We start from the raw sequence: 16,587 nt of genomic DNA on the forward strand, positions 1-16,587 counted from the left end.
CATCGCAGGCATCGAAGAACCAACGCAGGAATCGAAGAACCATCGCAGGAACGGAGCCGACGCGTGAGCCTCGCCGACAGCCGACCCGGGCAGGCGGGCCCCGCCAGGGGACGCCCCCGCAGCGAGGCCGTGGAGCGCTCGATCATCGAGGGCGTGATGAAACTCCTGGAGGACGGCGTCCCCCTCGCGGACATCTCCATAGAACGCGTCGCCCGCACCGCGGGCGTCGGCAAAGCGACCATCTACCGCCGCTGGAGCGGCAAGGAGGAACTCTTCGTCGACGTCCTGCGCGCCACCGAACCCCCGGACCCGCAGCTCCCCGGCACCTCGATGCGCGACGACCTGATCGCCCTGCTGGAACCACTGCGCCGGCGAGGTCTGGCCAGCCGCTCGTCGGTGATCCTGCACAACGTCTACGCCCAGATGAAGAGCAGCCCCAAGGTCTGGGCCGCCTACCACGCGACCGTCATCGCCCCGCGACGCCGGACCACCTTCGAAGTCCTGCGCCGCGGACAGCGCGACGGCGAACTCCGCCAAGACGTCGACATCGAGCTGCTCAACGACCTCTTCATGGGCCCCATGCTCGTACGCGCGGTGCTGCGCCCGGACGCCGAGCTCCCCGAGGACCTCGCGGCGCAGATCGTCGACAGGGTGCTGGAGGGATTGCGCCCCGACCAGCCGTAGTTCGCCCGGCCGACCGGCGCACCGCATGTGAGCGTTTCGTCACAGAGGGCGCGCGTGATGCCCGCATTCGGAACTTCAAACGCCGAGTTGTACGTCCCAGTGGCCGTACGGCCGTCATGGGACGGCAGGAAGGACACCGATCATCCCCTAGGGTCGTAGCGCGGGAGAGACGGTGTGCACGGCAGTTTGTGAGGCGACGGTATGGCGCAGGCGTACATGACGGAGACGGGCAGCGGAGGCTCGGGGCCCGAGCGCCGGGGACCCCGACTTCGACGCCTGCTGGACAAGTGGCGCCGCCTGCTGGGCAAATGGCGCGGTGACCGTGGCATCTGGCGCCGCGGCCTCATCCTCGCCGTGTTCGCGCTGCTCCTCGCGCTGGTGATGGTGCTGCACGCGCAGGTCCCGAATGTCGTCGGCAACCTCGGCAGCCTCATGGAGACGTTTCTCCCGTGGCTGGGCCTGTGCATCCCGGTCCTGCTGATCCTCGGCTTCCTGCGGACGTCCGCGACCGCCCTGATCGCCGCCCTGGTGCCCGCGATCGTCTGGCTGAACCTCTTCGGCGGACTGCTCACCGACAGGACCGGCAGCGGCGGCGACCTGACCGTCGCCACGCACAACGTCAACGCGGAGAACCCGGACCCGTCAGGCACCGCCCGTGACGTGGCCGCGTCCGGTGCGGACGTAGTGGCCCTGGAGGAGCTGACGGCCACGGCGGTGCCGACGTACGAGAAGGCGCTCGCCCCGACGTACAAGTACCACTCGGTGGAGGGCACCGTCGGGCTGTGGAGCAAGTACCCGCTGACCGATACCGAGCCGGTGGACATCAAGCTGGGCTGGACCCGTGCGATGCGGGCGACGGTGACGGCACCGGCCGGACAGGTCGCCGTGTACGTCGCCCACCTGCCCTCGGTCCGGGTGAAGCTGGAGGCCGGGTTCACCGCCCGCCAGCGCGACACCAGCGCCGACGCGCTCGGTGAGGCCATCGCCGGTGAGCCGCTGCCGCAGGTCGTTCTGCTCGGCGACCTCAACGGCACGATGAACGACCGCGCGCTGAACGCCGTCACCTCGCAGCTGCGCTCCACACAGGGCGCGGCGGGCAGCGGCTTCGGGTTCAGCTGGCCGGCGTCGTTCCCGATGGCCCGGATCGACCAGATCATGGTCAAGGGCGTCGCGCCGGTGACCTCCTGGACCCTGCCCGAGACCGGCAGCGACCACCTTCCGATCGCCGCGCGCGTCAAGGTCACCGCAACCGGATCTTAACCTCCAGGAATACTGGGCCTGAGAGCCTTTGTTCCATAGTTGAACTTAAGCTGCCCGTGCACAGCGGTGTGCACGGGCACGTCCCTGTCTGTACGTGCTTCGCCGCTCGTTGTACGTGCCTCTCCGCTTGTTGTACGTACTTCGCCGCTCGTTGTACGCGCTCCTCCGCTCGCTCCCCTGAAAGGTCCCTCATGCCTCTGGCCCTGCTCGCCCTCGCCGTGGGCGCCTTCGGCATCGGCACCACCGAGTTCGTGATCATGGGCCTGCTGCCCGACGTCGCGGACGACCTGGGCATATCCATACCCAGCGCGGGACACCTGGTCTCCGCGTACGCCCTCGGCGTGGTGATCGGCGCCCCGCTGCTCGCCGCGGCCACGGCCCGGATGTCCCGCCGCAAGGTCCTGATCGCCCTGATGGTCCTCTTCGTGGCCGGCAACGCGCTCTCCGCCTTCGCCCCGGACGAGCACTGGCTCCTCGCCGCCCGCTTCCTCAGCGGCCTGCCGCACGGCGCCTTCTTCGGCGTCGGCGCCGTCGTCGCCACGAACCTGGCCGCCCCCGAGCGCAAGGCCCGCTCCGTCTCGCTGATGTTCCTCGGTCTGACCGTCGCGAACATCGTGGGTGTGCCGGCGGCCACGTTCATCGGCCAGCTCCTCGGCTGGCGGGCGGCCTTCCTGGGCGTCAGCGTGATCGGCCTGGCGGCGATCGCCTCGCTGGCACTCCTCATCCCGCACGACCACACGCACGCTCCCACCGGCGGCCTGCGTGGCGAGCTCGCCGCCCTGCGCTCCCTCCCCGTCTGGCTGTCCCTGGGTACGACCGTGGCAGGCTTCGGCGCGCTCTTCTCCGCGTACAGCTACATCACGCCGATGCTCACGGACTCCGCCGGTTACACCGAGTCCAGCGTGACGCTGCTGCTGGCCCTCTTCGGTGTGGGCTCGACGGTGGGCAACCTGGTGGGCGGACGCCTCGCCGACCACTCCCTGCGCGGCACGCTCTTCGGCGGTCTCGCATCCCTGGTCGCGGTGCTGGCGCTCTTCCCGGTCCTCATGACCGCCCAGTGGAGCGCGGCCGTCGCGGTCACCCTCCTCGGCGCCGCGGCCTTCATCACCGGGTCGCCGCTCCAGCTGATCGTCATGGAAAAGGCCTCCGCGGCCCCGTCCCTGGCCTCCTCCGCCAACCAGGCCGCCTTCAACCTCGCCAACGCCGGCGGCGCCTGGATCGGCGGCCTCGCCCTCGCCGCGGGCTTCGGCACGACGTCGCCGGCACTGGCCGGGGCGGGGCTGGCCGTGCTGGGCCTCGGGGTGGCGGGGGTGGCGTACGCGGTGGACCGCCGCCGGGCGCTGGTCCCTGCGGGAGCCTCGGGCCGCTTGATCGCGGCGCATGTGCCTCCGCACACGGAGCACGTTCACCACTGACTCGGTCGGGGTGGGGGTTTGGAGTTGCTGCCACTGAAGTGCACTCAAGGGTGTTCTGGTGAGCAGGAGTGAGTACCGGTGGCCTTGCCGTGGCGCGCCCTGGGTCGTGGCGCCCGCCTTTCGGGCGGGAACTGGTGTTCTTGTGTCGAATGCGTGCCCTTTGCGGGCGGTGGTCGTTGGGGGCGGTGACAGGGTCTATTCGGGGTGGGGGTGACGGGGTGGACGGGCTGAGGGAAGTGGCCGAGCCGTTCGTCGCGTTCGGCCCGAGCGGTGTGGCGATCCGCACCCGCCTCAAGCACCTGACGCCCGGGGACGAGAAGGTGCTGCGCCTGGTCGGCGCGCATCTGGGCGCGCTCGCCTCGAAGGACCTCGCACGGCGCTGCCAGGACGGACTCGAGCATTCCGCCGACACGTGGGCGGTCCGCAAGCGGGAGCTCACGGCGGTCTCGTCGTCGCGCTGGGCGGGCAGCATCACCAAGGCGTCGCACGACCAATGGGCGCTGGCCCGCCGTAGCCAGGCCGCGCACATCCAGAGCCTGGAAGCAGGCATCCGCACCATCACGCACCGGCTGTCGGTACCGATCGGGGCGAAGGGCACCAAAAGGGCGCCGGGCGGCTACCGGTCCCAGCAGGAGTGGCACGCCAAAGCCCGCCGCCTGCGCGCGCTGGAGGACCGGCTGGCCGCCGAGCGGGCCGACCGCGAGGCCGGACTCGTGCACGTCGTGCGCGGCGGCAAGCAGCTGGCCCGCACCCGGCACCATCTCGACGCCGCGCAGCTCACCGAAGCCGGATGGCGCCGACGCTGGGAGGCGGAGCGCTGGTTCTGCCAGGTCGACGGCGAGTCGGGGAAGCGCTACGGCAACGAGACCATCCGCGTCACGCCGGAGGGCGAGGTGAGCATCAAGCTCCCCGCACCCCTGGCGCATCTGGCGAACGCCCCGCACGGCCGGTACGTCCTCGCGAGCAGGGTGCGGTTTTTGCACCGGGGTACCGAGTGGGCCGACCGCGTCGAGGCCAACCGGGCGGTCGCCTACCGCATCCACCTGGACGTGGACCGCGACCGCTGGTACATCACCGCCTCCTGGCAGATCCCGCCCACCCAGACCATCCCCATGGCCGCCGCGCTCGCCCAGGGTGTGATCGGTGTCGACATGAACGCCGACCACCTCGCCGCCTGGCGCCTGGATGTCCACGGCAACCCGACCGGCACCCCGCGCCGCTTCTTCTACGAGCTGTCCGGCACCCGCGATCACCGCGACGCCCAGGTCCGGCACGTCCTCACCCGGCTGCTGCACTGGGCCCGGGCCTGCGGCGTGAAGGCGATCGCCATCGAGGACCTGGACTTCGGCGCGGAGAAGACCCGCGAGAAACACGGACGCAAGAAGCGGTTCCGCCGGCTCATCTCCGGCATGCCCACCGGCCGCCTCCGCGCCCGGCTCACCTCTATGGCCGACCACACCGGCATCGCGGTCATCGGGGTGGACCCGGCCTACACCAGCCGCTGGGGCGCCCAGCACTGGCAAAAGCCCCTCACCAGCAACAACCGCAAGACCACTCGTCACGACGCGGCAGCTGTGGCGATCGGCAGGCGCGCCCAGGGATATCCGATCCGGCGACGGACGGCACCGCCCCCTGCTCACCGGAGCGATGAGCAGGGGCATCGGACCGTCCAGGCCCGACCGGGGGCTCCTGGGCGTGAGGGAACCCGCCCCCGCGTTCCCGGACCACGGACGCGATCCGTGCGTGCCGGATGCGGAGCGAACGCGGGGGACCAGAACGCCCAACATCGTTCGGGGCGTTCGGCTGTGCACGAATCCTGGCAACAGGACTCGCTCCCGCTCAGTCTCTAGGAACGGTGGGTTTGTTCCGCCCCCACCCCCGCCCCCGACCCCGAGCTGAGAGTGCGAGTTCGATTCTCGCCACCTTACTGTGAATGGGTGACGCGGTTGATCGTGGCAGCGGGAGGAGGAGGCGACGCAGTCGCCGCCGCCATGCTCGACGCCGCTCTCTACCGGGCTGACGAAAGTGCCGCTCTCTACGGGGCCGACGAGAGTCCGGCGGTGATCCTCACGTACGCGTGGGACCGCCTGCTGATCGATCCGGTGCCGGGACCGCGGGGGCCGGCCAACTTCACGGGCCTTCGTCCCCTCACCCGAAGCGTCTGGACCGTACCCGCCGACGCGAAACCGATCGCTCCCGCGGGCTCGACGCTGCCCCGACTGGCAGGCGAGCTTCCGCACACCTTCGCCCTGATCGATCCGATGCACGGTGCCGAGGGCATCATCCGCCAGCTCGAAGAGCTCATCGAGCACCTGGACCCCGAGTCCATCGACCTGCTGGACGTCGGCGGCGACATCCTCGCCAGGGGCATCGAACCCACACTCCGCAGCCCACTCGCGGACGCCCTCACCCTGGCCGCATCCTGCCAAGTCAACGCCCGCATCCGGCTCTTGGTCGCCGGTGCCGGCCTGGACGGAGAGATCACGGCCGAGGATCTGGCCGACCGCATGGGCCCGGCGGTCCTGAGGCTCACCGCCGAACACGTCGAACCGGTCAGCGCCGTACTGGAATGGCACCCCTCCGAGGCGACAGCCATGCTGGCGGCCACAGCCCGAGGAGTCCGCGGCCTCTGTGAAGTCTGCGACGCCGGCCTCCCGGTCCCGCTCACCGACGACGGCCCCACCGTCCACGAGGCGGACCTGGACGACGCCCTCAACCGCAACGAGCTCGCCCGCGCCCTCCTCGCCACGGAGTCCCTCGCCGAGGCGGAACAGCACAGCCGCGAAATCTGCGGCTACTCGGAGATCGACTACGAGCGCAACAAGGCCAGTCGGCTCAGCACCCAGCCGGAACAGCAGCTCGACCCGGAAGGCACGCTGCGCCGACTCGACCGGTTCGAGGCAGAAGCCCGCGGCCGCGGCGTCACCCACACAACATTCCGCAGCCTCACCGAGGCCCTCGGCCTCAACGGCAAGCAGCGCTGGGACCTGAGAGCTCTCCTGCTCCGCAGCCGCCCGGCTCAGTACGCGGCCCCCCTCTGGCACATCCCTGCCTGAGCGGCCCGGCTCCCTGTAGTCGATGAGCCGAACCCCTCCCCTCAAGTGCGGCAACGGCTTGAGATCAGTCCCATAAGAGGCGCTGACTGTCAGGGCCCACGTGGAGGCGGAGGCGGTCGGGATCCGGTTCGCCTGCCGCGCGCCACGCCGTGATCTGGTCGGTGATGCTCTCCCAGAGCCGTTCACGCCCTCCCTGCCGGACCATCCACTGCCCGTCCGCGTTACGGGAGACGCAGGCCCACGTCTGGGCCTCCACGTCGATGACGACCTGATCGATCCCACCGTCGCGGCGCAGAGTGAACCGCTGGGCTCGGGGCGCTGCGAACTGGGCGATGAACCGTGGCGTCCAGTCCTCCAGCACATCGGCACCCAGAACCGTGGGTTCCGCCTCCGCTTCACGGAAGTTGGGCAGGAGGCCGAGTGGGGGTGGGGTGTGGGGCCGGGCGAGCATGAAGGAGACGTGTCCGGGCAGGACGGGGCCGCTGGCCGTGCCGTCGTCGTGCACGGTGAGGCGGACGAGTTCGGAGGCGTACATCCAGCCGCCGACCGTGACCAGGATCTGTCCACCGGGGCGGGTCTGCTCGATCCAGGCCGCCGGGACGGTACGGACTCCGCAGGTGGCGATCACTCGGTCGTACGGGGCTTCGCCGGGGTGTCCGGCCAGGCCGTCCCCGACCACGCGCAGGGAGTGGCAGCCGAGGCCCGCGAGCGCGATCCCGGCGCGGGCGGAGACCTCGGCGTCCACCTCCACCGTGGTCAGGTTGTCGTCGCCGACGACGTGGGCGAGCAGGGCGGTCGAGTAGCCGGTGCCGGTGCCGATTTCCAGGACACGCATGCCGGGCGTGACATCCAGCTCCTCCAGCATCCGCACGACCAGGCTCGGCATCGTCGAGGAGGAGGACGGGGCGGCGGAGATACGGCCTTCCACCTGGTCCGGGAAGACGGCTCCGGCAACCTGGGTCACGAGGCTGTCGTCCTCGTAGACCCGCGAGAGGATGTCACCAGAGTCCGTGAGGAAGGTGGGCCGGTACCAGCGGTCGTCGTGTTCGAACCAGCCGTGCGACAGGAACGCCTCACGAGGTACGCAGGCCACGGCCTCTTCCCAGGCGGGAGTGCGCAGGGCGCCAGTCTTGACGAGGGCCTGGGCGAGGTCGGCGCGCAGGCGCTCGGCGGAAGCTGTGTCAGTCACGTGAGGGTTCTCCGTTCTGCAGAAGGTCAGCGATTGCCGCAGTGATGGGCAGGCCGGCCGCCGCTTCCAGCCAGGCCCATTGGCCGTTGGGATTGCACTCCAGAAACCACCAGGTTCCGTCGGCGGCCACGGCGAAGTCGAAGGCGCCGAAGCGGAGCCCGAAGTCCGCCAGGAAGGCGACGAGGCGGCCATGGATCTCGTCCGGGCACTCCACCGCCTCGTAGCGCAGGTTGCGGTACTGCGCGCGCCAGTCCACCACACCGGGCGGCGCGGTGATGCGGGCGCAGAACACCCGATCGCCGACGATCACGACGCGCACGTCGCACGTCTTGGGCACGAGGGCCTGGAAGAGGTGCGCGCAGTAGCTCACGGTCTCGTCGAGTTCGCCCGGCGCCACCAAGGCTGCCCAGATTCCGGCAGGTTCGCCGTCCACGTCGTATGCGGCGGCGTGCAAGGGTTTGTAGAGCGTGGGTTGTTCTGCGGCGAACGCCTTTGCCTGGTGAGGGTCGTTGGTGATCAGGGTCGAGGGGATGGTGAAACCGACGCGGTGGGCGGTGGCCAGTTGTGCGGGCTTGTACTCGGCGCGTGCGATGGCCTGCGGGTGGCTCAAGTACAGGCAGCCGGGGAGCGCGCCGAGGATGCCTCCCAGGCCACGTCGGTTCTCCTGCGCTGCGTATCCGGCCGCCTGGCTGCCGTTGTCCGGGGTGTAGGTGTTGGGGCGCCGGTGGTAGAGGGCGCGTGCGGCGTTGAGATCGGCGGAGCGTTCTCCGACGGTGAGGGTGCCGCTCCATCCGTCCGGGCCCAGGCGGGCTGCCAGGGCCGCCGAAGCGGGGTAGTCCCGCCCGGGGTCGAGGCGCAGGACGGGCACCCGGCGACGGTTCAGTTCCGTGATGACCAGGTCCGCGGTCGCGTCTTCGTACTGAGTGGAGACCAGCACCGGGCGTCCGTCCATGGGCACGCCTCCTAGTCCTGAGTCGCATCGTGGCCGGAGTCGCCGTCCACCTTGCCGTCCTTGCCGACCTGGGTGGGCGGGTAGGTGTTGACGGACGTACCGTGCTTGCCGAGTTCAACCGGGCTCATGCGGCCGTCGCCGCCGATCCAGCGTCCGGTCTGGGTCTGCGGGTCAAGTCCCGCGTAATGCCAGGGGGATGGCTCGCCGTTGCGCAGGGGAGCCATGCGGCGCATGCCCCACGGTGCCGGCGGAGTGGGTGTCGCTTGCACGGTGCCTCCTTGATCGGGTTGGACATTGACGTTGAAGCCCGAGCCGGGACTCGACCTGTCCAGAGTTGGGGACCCTGGGCGGAGTCCCCTTGCCCGGACTCGAACGGGGTCCCCAAAAGCGGAAGCGCAGTGCGCCTGGGCGTGTGCACGGAGCTCTTCCCGACGGAGCTCCAAGGGGAGCAGGCGAGCTGGCCGGAGATCACGATGATCGGCAGAGACCCCGTGAAGAGTCCCAACTAGCGCACCGCACGGTGCGATCACGGCCATATCCAGGTGCGCCACGGCCGAATGATGATCTCGCGGTAGGTGTGGTGCGACGGATGCTGTCCACAGTGCCGCACCACCCAGTTCTGCGGTTCGGCGAAGTCCTCGCTGGGAGGTGACGCCTCGCCGTCCACGACGCATTGCATCGCGTACGTCGTCGGCTCCGCGTCGGGTTCACGGTCGGGTTCGAGCGTCCAGGTCTCGTGACGCAGGATCGCGCGTGTCCTCATAGCCCCCACCGCCCGTTGGCCACGGCCACCTTGGCTCTCATCTCCTCTGCCTGGGTGGGCTGGCGCAGTTCCTCGGGAGGGACGTCCCACTCCTTGCCTCCCTGCGGAGGCCGGAGCTGGACATACGGACCTTCGCGGCCCATCACGATGCCTACCTGGCCACTGCGCCTGTCCACCATCAGGTTCTGTACAGCCGGTTGAGTCTCACGCTGGTGATCGCCGTCACCTCCTCATCGTGGGGATGGACCCGCTCCGAACCGCGGACCTGTGCCGCTCGCGCGGCAGCCGTCATCTGGTCGTTCGCCATGCTGAAAGCATCGCGATCTCGGGAGTGCGGCAGAAAGGCCCGGCTGATTACCCAACTTGGGTAACATCACGACAGGTGACATGTGGCGACGTTGAGTAGTCCTCAGCCCCGACGAGTGTGGGAGCTTCGCGATGACCGAGCCATGCCGTCCGCAGGAGCTTCCCACCCGGCTGCTCACCGACCCCAAGATGATCGATGCGTGCCGTGTCCGCGACTTCGCCCGGGTCTTCCGCCTGGTCAAGATCTACGCGGGCGTCTATCCGTCGATGATCGCCCGCCGTTGCGACCTGACCCCCAGCCGCGTCGGTGAAGTGATCGCAGGGAGGCGACAGTTGGTCCACATCGACGTGATCGAGCGGGTCGCGGACGGCTTGCGGATCCCCGGCCACATGCTCGGACTTGCCCGGCGTTCTTGGGAGACGCCCGCGACTCTGGCCGTGTCCGAGCGCGAACCACCCCGCCCCGAAGAACCGCAGCAGGAGTCAGAGCCCACTGTGTTGCCAGGAGCGGAGGTGGACACCTTCCTCGCACTCGCCTCACGGGCCAATGCAAACCCGTCGACCCTGCGGGCGCTGCGGGCGTCGATCGAGGACTACTGGCGCCGGGACGACCAACATGGAGGCGAAGCCCTGCGGCCGGCGGTGGTCGGCCAGCTCCGATACGTCGTCGGCCTCCTCAAAGAGAGTCGTCCTGCGCCCATCCAGCAGGAGCTGTACGCGGTTGCGGCCGAGCTGGCCCGCCTCACCGGATGGACCCACTTCGATGCACGCCAGTACAGCCAGGCCCGTACGTACTTCGCCGAGGCCCTGCAACTGGCCAAGCGGATTGACGACCGACAGTTCACGGCCAACGTGCTGGCGTGCATGAGCCTTCAGGCCACCTACCAGGACCGACCAGGGGACGCCCTGGCGTACGTCAACGCCGCCCAGGACGAAGCCCATGCCGCCGACGGGACGACCCCGCGCGTGCTCTCGATGCTGTCCATGCGGGAAGCCTTCGCCCATGCCGCCCTGGGCAACCGCACCGCTACGCACGCGTCGATCACCGAGGCGCACCGGCATTTCGAGCGGATCCAACCGATCGACCCTGACCCGGCATGGGTGTCCTACTTCGACGAGCCCAAGCTGCTCGTGGACACCGGCATCGCACACGGACGGCTCGGCGAGGCAGCCACCGCCGAGCCGCTGATCGCAGACGCCCTACGCAGGGAGAGCGGAACCAACAAGAGAGGCCGCGCGTTCCATGCCTTCTGGCTCGCCCGCACTCAACTCCAGCGTGGCAAGTTGGACCAGGCGTGCGGCACCGCGACTGAGGCTCTGGAACAGGCCTCAGCAGTCGCGTCCCAGCGGGTGATCGGTCATCTCAGGGAGTTCTACGATCAGTTGGGCCCATACCGGCGAGAACCCGTCGCCGCCGCTTTCGAGGCACGCTTACGGGAACTACTCACGGTGTGAGGTGGGTCGCCCCTCAGTGGATCGCTTCATCCATGAGCACGTACAACAGGCCGACGAGAGAACCACTGCTCACGATCTCACGCCGGTCGATCATGCCTCGCACGTCGGCGAGCGGAACCCACTCGATGCGGTCGGACTCGTTCTTCTCGGTCGGTGGTCCCACGTACGTCGCGCCGTCCGCGCGGAAGACGTAGTGCTGGGAGTCGGTGATCCCGTTCGCGGGCTCGGCGTAGATCAGCGGCTTGAGCGGCTCCGGACACCAGCCGGTCTCCTCCAGGACCTCACGAGCCGCCGCCTGATCAGGGGTCTCGCCCTCCTCGATCAGACCCATGGGCAGTTCCCACGCCCACGCGTCCGTGATGAACCGGTGCCGCCACATCATCAGCACCTCGCGGCGGTCGTTGACCACGGCGGCCACGGCCAGGTGCCGCAGACGCACCACATGGTGCTCCCACCGGCGCCCGTCAGGCTGCTGGACATCCACCAGGCACAGGTTCACCCACTGGTTCGTGTAGATCTGCCGTTCGCCATGAGTCTTCCACTGCATGAACGCCGCCCCTTTCGCAAGCTGGGTCCAGCATCGCAGAGGGGCGAGGATCTGGGCCTCGCCATGATCGGACAGGGCTCACTCCAGTAGGTGAGTTACATTCTTTACGAAACTCAAGAGCGGCTCGCTCCGCTCACCGTGCGCGGCCCGACCCCCGGCCGGGCCTGCGCTCCTGTCTCCGCCCCGCTCCAGCCAGGCCGGCGCCCGTGCCGCGCGCACAGCAATCAGCCACCTGCCACCAGAGAAGGGGTACGTCGCGGCTGGGGCGGTCGGCTCCGCGGCTTTACGGAGCCACTTTGGCGCGAGCCTCGAAGATCATGGCCCCGACGTCGTGCTTTACCGGGCAGGTCCACAGACTGCCCGACGCGCCGAAAGCTTACGGGGCCATGATCACTCGCGCCAAAGCAGCGCCACCCCAAAGCCGCTCCACCGACCTCACGCCTACCGAGCAGTTCAGCCTACGGGCCTGTTTTTTTATGGTCGGTCCAGCAACCGCGCGAAGAGGATCGCTTCACCTTCATCCGATGTGCTGCCATCCTGGCGACCCTTAGATTTGCCATAACTCAAGGCGCTTGCCGACTCATTTATCTCCTCTTCGAGCGCTTCATCGATCCTTTCCACGAGTTCCGTCAAGCCGAAGCTATCGGCAATCTCCCGCATTTCGTCCAGGTCGGGTGGGAAAGGATCCCAACTACTGAACTCGTCATCCATGAAACGGGCGAAGCGCTCACTCATTTCCCCGCTCGCTTCAAACATGTCGTCACCACAGTCCCTCAGGTGGCGAGATAGATGCGTCCAGTCTTCAGTTCCCCGCAAGGTGCTGCTAAACCACCGATGAAGGGCGTCATGCGCCTGGTCCCACAAGGGCTCTTTTAGTCCATAGTGGCGGAGCCTCATCAGCAGTGCATTTGCCTCACTCTTTCCCCCCTCTCCTTCATTCCACCTACTTACGAGGAGCTCAACCCCACTCTCAATGCGTTGACGCTGCGATCCGTAAGAATCCACCTCGTCGAGCTGGTAATAGAATCTGATCCTACGCTCATACTTCCCGAGAGGTTCACCGCGAGAAGGCCCCTCATCGGAATTCCACCTATTCTCCCGTTGCGGAGAAGGGGAATGAAATGTTTGCGACAACTGAGCGATCACCTTCTCTCGCTCGCTCAAAAAGAGTGAAAATAGTTTCGATTTTTTCGAGCCTGCTTCAGTTGGCGATGCATACCGATACAACGACGACAACTGCTCAAAGAAGACTGCAGACTCGATCACGGTCCTGACAAGTTCCGCATCTTCACTCAGTGTGAGAATTCCGAACTCTCGCACTGATGGGTTAGCGTGCCGAATAGTCGTACCAGCAGCCGAGTCAATCTCGATAGAGATGAAAGTACCTTCTAGAACTTCCAAGCAATCACGGAAGCTGACGCGTGAAGGTTGGAGACCGCAGGATTCACATAGCGACTCATGCGCTCGCCAAAGAGGATCCAATTCCACATTCATAGGCAAGGTGCAAAGAACGAGCACCAGCAGCCGCTGTTCCTGGGTTAGGTGACGCTCGAAGGCAAACCGCCAGATCTTCTCAGGGTGATCCAGGCTGGCCACGACTCGCTGGGGGTACCCCGGCGACCCTGTATCAAAGGCCCTACCGGTGCAGTACTCAATCATGCGAGGGCTATAGCCGGCATGGTCTAGGATTTCCCTATACCCACCTTGCGCTACCTCGCGCATACAGTTTGGTGACACGTCAGAATGCCACAAGTGGTTATACAGGATTTGAGCTCGATCCTTCCTGCTATAACCGTTAAGCTCTAGGATAAATTGAAACTTCCTGTCAAGTCCATGCAGTCCTTCATACGCCCTACGGGCATCCCTGAGAATGTACTCACGAGTCGTGAGAACTAGCTTCTTTTCTCCACCGTCTGAAATCCTCTCGATAAGATCAGTCAGGCGGCGATCAGCTACCACCGGCCCCGATCGGTCACCACGGCCGCCGGGACGGTCGAGGTGCGGGCCCCGCGCGTGAACGACAAGCGCGTCGACGGGGCAACCGGGGAGCGCAAGCGGTTCTCCTCGGCAATCCTGCCGCCGTGGTGCCGCAAGTCCCCGAAGATCGCGGAAGTGCTGCCGCTTCTCTACCTGCACGGCCTGTCGTCCGGTGATTTCGTGCCCGCACTGGAGCAGTTCCTCGGCTCCTCGGCGGGTCTGTCGCCCGCCACCGTCACGCGGCTGACCGCCCAGTGGCAGGCCGACCATGCTGCCTTCCAGGACCGGGATCTGTCCGCCACCGACTACGTGTACGTCTGGGCGGACGGCGTCCACCTGCGCATCCGCCTGGAGGAGGCGAAAGCCGCGGTCCTGGTGCTGATGGGCGTGCGCGCCGATGGCACAAAGGAACTGATCGCGATGACGGACGGCTACCGCGAGTCGTCCGAGGCGTGGGCGGGACTGCTGCGCGACTGCGCCCGCCGCGGCATGCGGGCCCCGGTCCTGGCCGTCGGGGATGGCGCGCTCGGCTTCTGGAACGCGCTGAGCGAGGCATTTCCCGACACCCGTCATCAGCGATGCTGGGTCCACAAAACGGCCAACGTCTTGGACGCGCTTCCCAAGACGGCCCAGCCTGCGGCCAAACGCGCGGTCCAGGAGATCTACAACGCCGAGGACAAGGAGCATGCCATCCGGGCCGTCCGCGATTTCCAGCGCGCCTACCAGGCCAAATACCCCAAGGTCGTCAAGCGGATCACGGACGACGAGGCCGAGCTCCTGGCGTTTTTCGACTTCCCCGCCGAGCACTGGATCCACCTGCGGACCACGAACCCGATCGAATCGACCTTCGCCACCGTCCGCCTGCGGACCAAGGTCACCAAAGGCGCGGGCAGCCGCGCGGCCGGACTGGCCATGGTCTTCAAGCTGATCGAGTCCGCCCAGGCCCGCTGGCGAGCCGTGAACGCACCCCACCTCGTTGTCCTCGTCCGTGCCGGAGCCCGCTTCGAACGCGGCCACCTCGTCGAACGCCCCGAGTCCCTCGCTTCCTGAGGACGAGAGACGAACCCACGAGACACCGGCCGAGGAGTGCTGCGATCTGCCAGGGCAGGGCTTGGGCTGCCCCGAGGTCCGTCAGCCGGACGTCTGACGCAGGACCAGGGAGACGAAGCCCCAAGTGTCCCGGTAGACGCGCAGCCATTCGGAGCGCCGGGTGTTGGCTGTCGCGAGCACTTGCGAGCTGTCCGGATCGGCAGGGTGGTCCAGGGCCCATGAGGCGAGTGACCCCCAGCAGGCCCATTCATAGTCGTCCAGTTCGCGGCGCGTGCTGACGTGCCCGTCGACAGGAGTCCAACCGTCAGCGACGACACGGTCCACGGTGGTCGCCAGGTCGGTGAAGTCTCCGAGCATCTCGACCGCCTCCTGGGAAGGCTCGCGGTCCCAGAACCCCTCACCGATCAGGACGCGGCCGCCGGGAGCCAGGTGCTTGCGCGCCGCTGCGAGGGTGGGGAGCAGACCGCCGAAGGCATGCGTGGCCCCGACACTGAGCACCAGGTCGAACGACTGCGAGGAGACGAAATCCGCGGCCTCCTGATGGTGGAGGACGAGGCGCTCCTGGACCCCGAGGTGGCTCGCTGCCTGGCTGGCCTGCGCCAAGGCGTCCTCGGAGATGTCGACGCCCTCGGCGTGCAGCTGCGGCCGCGTGGCCAGGGCGCGCAGGAGCCATTCCCCACCGCCGCAACCAAGGTCGAGCACACGCTCGTCGCCACGCGGGACGCCGTGTTCCAGAAGCCGGCGCACCGAGTCGTCGTCGAGCGGAGACTTTATCGGGTGATCAGCATGGGCGATCCCGGAGATCTGTTCACGATTCACCGGCGCAGCTTGTCAGCGCCAGAGGCCGCTCGCACCTCGTTTTCGGTCGCGGGCTGAAGTCCTCCGGGGCAACCGTCGATCCACAGGTCTTGACAATTACTCGCTTCTGAGAGGGCGGCATGTAAGCCTGCGACCGATAGTGCCTTCGGCTCCTGATGGAGCGGCGGGAAGCACAAGTTGGGTGCGGATCAAGCCAGGATGCTGACCGAGCGTTCGTGATGCGGAATGCTTTGGTCATGAGCGAGGAATCCGAGCGGCTGGCGAAAGCTCTCATCGAGTTCCGGGAAGCCGAGGGCATCTCCGTGAGGGAGCTTGCGCGCCGCACCCAATTGAGTCAGGCGACCATCAGGCTTCGCGAGAGTGATCGCGGACGTCCTCCCGTTCCTTTCGCGGCCCGCCGTTTCGAGGAAGTGCTCGGCTGGGCACCGGGCAGCATCCCGACCGCTTCGTGCGAGCTGACGGATCTCGAGCTTCCGCCGGACTCCAGCGCTGTCACTGGGTAGGTCGAGCAGCCAGGACTGGTGGCGGCGCACCGTGTGCGCGACGAGGACGAACAGCCTTTGCTCGGTCTCGGCCGGGATTGGGGAACCGACGAAACGGTGCCCGCCTGGTGACGAAATGGGGCAACGTCGCTGCCCACGCGGGCACATCATGCCCAGTTTCGCTGGTGTGGCCCTCACTCGGCAGTGCGTCGGTCTAGCGTTTGATGCGGCTGCGGAGGGCAAGGACGGCCAGGCCGAGGAGGACGGGTTCGGTGAGGCGGGAGGCCATTTCGGTGTAGTTGCCGGCGGTGGTCAGGTCCTGGCCGGAGGAGCGGAACACCACCGAGTTGATCACCACCCGCAGCGCCTTCTCGAACCGCTCGGTGGTGACGCGCTCGCCCCACGGTCCGGTGGGGTTGACGGGATCGGGAGTGTCGGTGGTGAGCGTGATATTCCGGCCGACCGCCACCTGACGGCCGGTGGTCTGCGGTTTCGGATCCTCCGCTGGAAGCCCCCATACCATCAGCGCCACAAGGGTGACGGTCATGGCGCCTAACTGATCGTTTCAGAATGAGGTTCGGAGTCGTCTCAAGCAGATGATGCTGCAGGCGAGTTGGAGTAGGCCGAGGTGG

Annotated in this window: 17 protein-coding genes and 2 pseudogenes; 8 read left to right on the plus strand and 11 right to left on the minus strand. The window is 67.5% G+C overall.

Annotation, left to right across the window (positions count from 1 at the left end):
• Nucleotides 1-63 precede the first annotated feature (63 nt).
• The 5 genes from ACX28W_RS24600 to ACX28W_RS24620 all read left to right on the plus strand — a co-directional run bounded on the left by ACX28W_RS24600 (nt 64) and on the right by ACX28W_RS24620 (nt 6,415).
• The gene (locus ACX28W_RS24600; RefSeq protein ID WP_459001504.1) at nt 64-684 is read left to right on the plus strand and encodes a TetR/AcrR family transcriptional regulator; all 621 of its coding nucleotides are present in this window, start codon (nt 64-66) and stop codon (nt 682-684) included.
• A 201-nt stretch (nt 685-885) separates the two neighbouring features.
• Entirely contained in the window at nt 886-1,944 is a 1,059-nt protein-coding gene (locus ACX28W_RS24605; RefSeq protein ID WP_459001505.1) for an endonuclease/exonuclease/phosphatase family protein, read from the plus strand.
• Between the two features lie 191 nt (nt 1,945-2,135).
• Nucleotides 2,136-3,359, plus strand: a complete 1,224-nt coding sequence (locus tag ACX28W_RS24610; protein ID WP_459001506.1) for an MFS transporter — start codon at nt 2,136-2,138, stop codon at nt 3,357-3,359.
• 218 nt (nt 3,360-3,577) lie between these two features.
• Nucleotides 3,578-5,209, plus strand: coding sequence for a nuclease/transposase family protein (locus ACX28W_RS24615; RefSeq protein ID WP_459001507.1), 1,632 nt, complete (start codon nt 3,578-3,580; stop codon nt 5,207-5,209).
• 87 nt (nt 5,210-5,296) lie between these two features.
• The gene (locus ACX28W_RS24620) at nt 5,297-6,415 is read left to right on the plus strand and encodes a DUF1152 domain-containing protein (RefSeq protein WP_459001508.1); all 1,119 of its coding nucleotides are present in this window, start codon (nt 5,297-5,299) and stop codon (nt 6,413-6,415) included.
• 64 nt (nt 6,416-6,479) lie between these two features.
• Here the strand turns inward: ACX28W_RS24620 and tgmC are convergent, their stop codons facing one another.
• The 6 genes from tgmC to ACX28W_RS24650 all read right to left on the minus strand — a co-directional run bounded on the left by tgmC (nt 6,480) and on the right by ACX28W_RS24650 (nt 9,626).
• Complete coding sequence (gene tgmC / locus ACX28W_RS24625) at nt 6,480-7,604, minus strand: ATP-grasp peptide maturase system methyltransferase (RefSeq protein WP_459001509.1); 1,125 nt, start codon at nt 7,602-7,604, stop codon at nt 6,480-6,482.
• A complete protein-coding gene (gene tgmB / locus ACX28W_RS24630) occupies nt 7,597-8,556 on the minus strand; it encodes an ATP-grasp ribosomal peptide maturase (RefSeq protein ID WP_459001510.1) in 960 nt (319 codons plus the stop codon). Before tgmB ends, tgmC begins: the two co-directional genes overlap by 8 nt.
• Nucleotides 8,557-8,567: 11 nt before the next feature.
• Nucleotides 8,568-8,825, minus strand: a complete 258-nt coding sequence (gene tgmA / locus ACX28W_RS24635) for a putative ATP-grasp-modified RiPP (protein ID WP_459001511.1) — start codon at nt 8,823-8,825, stop codon at nt 8,568-8,570.
• Between the two features lie 257 nt (nt 8,826-9,082).
• Nucleotides 9,083-9,319 carry a DUF7848 domain-containing protein gene (locus ACX28W_RS24640; RefSeq protein ID WP_459001512.1) on the minus strand — a complete coding sequence of 79 codons (237 nt, stop codon included), beginning with the start codon at nt 9,317-9,319 and terminating at the stop codon, nt 9,083-9,085.
• A complete protein-coding gene (locus ACX28W_RS24645; RefSeq protein ID WP_459001513.1) occupies nt 9,316-9,498 on the minus strand; it encodes a hypothetical protein in 183 nt (60 codons plus the stop codon). The genes ACX28W_RS24640 and ACX28W_RS24645 overlap by 4 nt, the downstream gene beginning before the upstream one ends.
• Entirely contained in the window at nt 9,498-9,626 is a 129-nt protein-coding gene (locus ACX28W_RS24650) for a hypothetical protein (RefSeq protein ID WP_459001514.1), read from the minus strand. Before ACX28W_RS24650 ends, ACX28W_RS24645 begins: the two co-directional genes overlap by 1 nt.
• A 131-nt stretch (nt 9,627-9,757) precedes the next feature.
• On the opposite strand from ACX28W_RS24650, the gene ACX28W_RS24655 reads away from it, so the two are divergent.
• Nucleotides 9,758-11,080, plus strand: a complete 1,323-nt coding sequence (locus ACX28W_RS24655) for a hypothetical protein (protein ID WP_459001515.1) — start codon at nt 9,758-9,760, stop codon at nt 11,078-11,080.
• 13 nt (nt 11,081-11,093) lie between these two features.
• Here the strand turns inward: ACX28W_RS24655 and ACX28W_RS24660 are convergent, their stop codons facing one another.
• The 3 genes and pseudogenes from ACX28W_RS24660 to ACX28W_RS24670 all read right to left on the minus strand — a co-directional run.
• Nucleotides 11,094-11,627: an NUDIX hydrolase gene (locus ACX28W_RS24660; RefSeq protein ID WP_459001516.1), complete on the minus strand. Its 534-nt coding sequence runs from the start codon at nt 11,625-11,627 to the stop codon at nt 11,094-11,096.
• Nucleotides 11,628-12,101: 474 nt separating this feature from the next.
• Entirely contained in the window at nt 12,102-13,223 is a 1,122-nt protein-coding gene (locus ACX28W_RS24665) for a hypothetical protein (protein ID WP_459001524.1), read from the minus strand.
• A 159-nt stretch (nt 13,224-13,382) separates the two neighbouring features.
• Nucleotides 13,383-13,586 (minus strand): annotated as a pseudogene (locus ACX28W_RS24670) (nSTAND3 domain-containing NTPase); the annotation flags it as partial.
• Between ACX28W_RS24670 and ACX28W_RS24675 the strand changes: the two are divergent.
• Nucleotides 13,581-14,654: pseudogene (locus ACX28W_RS24675) on the plus strand (IS256 family transposase); the annotation flags it as partial. The pseudogenes ACX28W_RS24670 and ACX28W_RS24675 sit on opposite strands and share 6 nt — an antisense overlap.
• Nucleotides 14,655-14,735: 81 nt before the next feature.
• On the opposite strand, the gene ACX28W_RS24680 reads toward ACX28W_RS24675, so the two are convergent.
• A complete protein-coding gene (locus ACX28W_RS24680; RefSeq protein WP_459001517.1) occupies nt 14,736-15,473 on the minus strand; it encodes an SAM-dependent methyltransferase in 738 nt (245 codons plus the stop codon).
• 236 nt (nt 15,474-15,709) lie between these two features.
• On the opposite strand from ACX28W_RS24680, the gene ACX28W_RS24685 reads away from it, so the two are divergent.
• Entirely contained in the window at nt 15,710-15,976 is a 267-nt protein-coding gene (locus tag ACX28W_RS24685) for a helix-turn-helix domain-containing protein (protein ID WP_459001518.1), read from the plus strand.
• A gap of 193 nt (nt 15,977-16,169) precedes the next feature.
• Here the strand turns inward: ACX28W_RS24685 and ACX28W_RS24690 are convergent, their stop codons facing one another.
• On the minus strand, nt 16,170-16,502 hold the full coding sequence (locus ACX28W_RS24690) for a hypothetical protein (protein WP_459001519.1): 333 nt from the start codon (nt 16,500-16,502) through the stop codon (nt 16,170-16,172).
• Nucleotides 16,503-16,587 lie beyond the last annotated feature (85 nt).

This window comes from Streptomyces sp. SD15, from assembly GCF_054462255.1.